Here is a 2,766-nt window from a genome sequence, read left to right as displayed (position 1 = left end):
CTTCGAGCGTCTCGCTGGCATTGTCGACCGCCACGAACTCGACCTCGTGTCCGGCAAAGGTCGGCCTCACGGCTGCGCCATAGGCGGCGAAACCTTCGGGGTTGGTGACGTTGTACTTGGCGATAATGTAGGCGGCCATACGGGCTCCGTTCGGCTGGGGTTGTTGGCCGACGCTAGGTTGCCCGGGGCGGGGGCGCAAGGCCTCCCGCGCCAATCCTGCCGCTCAATCACTACCGCGCAATTTACCGTAACCTGCAATTAACCCACGCGGCGGCCCCCTTGGCCGAACCCGCCCCTCCTGCGACAGTTTGTTAACCTGTTAGCGCTACCTCCTTCGACGGGGTCGGAGGATAACAATGCGAGCAGCCAAGAAACGGCATGCCGGGCCCGACGGCTTTGCACCGGGCCGAGGGGTTCATTTCACCGCCGAGGCGGTGGTGCTGGCTGCTGTCCTCCTGACCGGACTGGCATCCTACAATCGCGAAGCCCTGACGAAGCTCGAACAGGCCTACGGGCCCGAGGATAACGGCCCCGTCTTTGCAAGCTACCAATACGACGATGCGGACAATGGCGGCACCTCGTCGGTCTTCCAGGTGGAGAATCAGAGCCTTTCCTGGATCTGCGATCTGAGGAAGACCTACGAATACGGCTATTGCGGGTTCGGGGTGATCTTCGACCAGTATCATACCGGGCGCGGCATCGAACTCGATCGCTACGAAAGCATGAGCTTCACGCTGGACTACGAAGGATCAGGCAAGGCCCTTCGGCTTGCCGTGAAGGACAAGAATCCACGTTACGTCGAACTTGGCGCTCTCAACGACGAAAAGATCAACCAGGCCAATATCGCCGTTTCGCCCGGCCGGCAGACTGTCACCATCGATCTCCACGAATTTGCGGTGGTCGAATGGTGGAAGGAAGCCGCCAGCACGCCCTCGATAGAGCTTTCGCAGCCGCGTTTCGACAACGTCGTTTCCATGGAATTCCTGACCGCGGCGGATTCCGCACCCGGGCGGCATGCGTTGCGGATCGACCGGATCGTCTTCAACGGCCACCTGATGAGTGCCGAGACGTTTTTCGGCATCATTGCCTTCGCGTGGCTGCTGCTGATCGGCTCGATACTGCTGCTGCGCCGGCGCGATACGGAGCGGTGGCAGAAAAAGCTGATCGACTCGATGGAGGCCACTCTCGATACGATCCCGCATATGGTCTGGTCGCTGGACCATGAAGGCAAGGCCAGCTTCAATGCCAGGTGGCAGGACTACACCGGCGTATCGCTCGCGACCGGCGGCTGGCGCGACCTGCTGCAATTGCTCCATCCCGACGATGCACGCGAAGCGATCAGGCAATGGCGGAATGGCCTTCGTTCCGGCAAGGAATTCAATCTCGAGCTGCGCCTGCTTCACTACACCGGAGCGTACCGGTGGGTGGTGACCCGCGCCGTGCCCTCCCGTCGTCCGGACGGGTCGGATGCCGGCTGGTACGGGACCTGCACCGACGTGCATGACAAGGTCATCGCGCAGCAGGCCCTGCGCGCCAGCGTGAAAAACGAACGCAAACGCTCGCAGCAGCTGAAATGGTCGAGCGAACACGACCCGCTGACCCGCTTGCCCAACCGCCGCGCATTCGAGGCCCAGCTCGACCAGGCGATCCTGGAAGCGGTGGCGAGCGAGGCCCAGGTAGGCTTGCTGCTGGTCGACATGGACTATTTCAAGCATACCAACGACACTTTGGGGCACAGCGCGGGCGACGAACTGCTGAAGGAGATCGCCGCGCGCCTGAAGAAATCGGTTCGCAGGGAGGATTTCGTGGCCCGCATCGGCGGCGACGAGTTTGCGGTCATCCTCCCGGGCCTGGATTCGAATGCCGCCCTTTCCGCCGTCGGCCAGGAGGTGGCGCTCGCGATCCAGCATGCGCTCCACATCGGCGACCACGTGGTGCGTCCGAGCGCGAGCATTGGCGGGGCGACCTGCCCGCGGGGCGAACTGGCGGCGGGCGAGATGCTCAAGATGGCGGACGCGGCCCTATACGCCCTGAAACGCTCGGGGCGGGGGGGCTTCCGCCTGTTCGAGAGCTACATGCTGGACGATGTCAGGCAGGCGGCCTTCCAGCTTGCGCGGGCCCGCGAGGCGATCGTGGATGGCAGCATCGTCGCCGTCTACCAGCCGAAACTGTCCATCGGGCGCGGGGCGATTGCCGGGTTCGAGGCGCTGTTGCGGTTCAGGACCACCGAGGGAGAGCTCGGGCTCCCGGACATGATGGCCGAGGCCTTCAACGATTACGAACTCGCCGCGAAGATCGGCGAAGCGATGCAGGAGCGGGTCGTCAGCGATATCCGCGGCTGGATCGACGCCGGGATCGAATTCGGACGGGTCGCGATCAATGCCGCCCCGGCCGAGTTCCTGCGCAACGATTATGCCGAACGGCTGCTCGAGGTGCTCGACCGCAACGGCGTGCCCCCGTCATGCATCGAAGTCGAAGTGACCGAGCATGCCTTTGTAGAACTCGGCTGGGACTATGTCGCCCGCGCGCTCGACCGGCTCAAGGCGGCCGGCGTGACAATCGCGCTCGACGATTTCGGGACCGGGCATTCCTCGCTCTCGCATATTCGCGATTTCCCGGTCGACCTGATCAAGATCGATCGCTCCTATACGAAACTGATCAACGAGGATGCCGCCATTGCGGCACTGGTCACCGGGCTGGTCCACCTCGCCTGCAGCCTCGGGCTGGAGGTTGTCGCCGAAGGAGTGGAGACCGAACAGCAATTCG

Annotated in this window: 2 protein-coding genes; one reads left to right on the top strand and one right to left on the bottom strand. The window is 63.4% G+C overall.

All coding sequences use genetic code 11. The features are described 5' to 3' along the window. On the bottom strand, nt 1-139 hold a 139-nt coding region (locus AC16XC_RS02130; RefSeq protein ID WP_484032986.1), incomplete at its 3' end, for a DUF1330 domain-containing protein. Nucleotides 140-356: 217 nt separating this feature from the next. Here AC16XC_RS02130 and AC16XC_RS02125 point away from each other — a divergent pair. Next, nucleotides 357-2,766 (top strand): putative bifunctional diguanylate cyclase/phosphodiesterase (locus AC16XC_RS02125; RefSeq protein ID WP_484032985.1); only part of this gene is annotated, 2,410 nt, incomplete at its 3' end.

The sequence above is a fragment of the Candidatus Andeanibacterium sp. genome (genome assembly GCF_057143545.1).
This window is presented reverse-complemented; position numbering and strand designations above follow the sequence as displayed.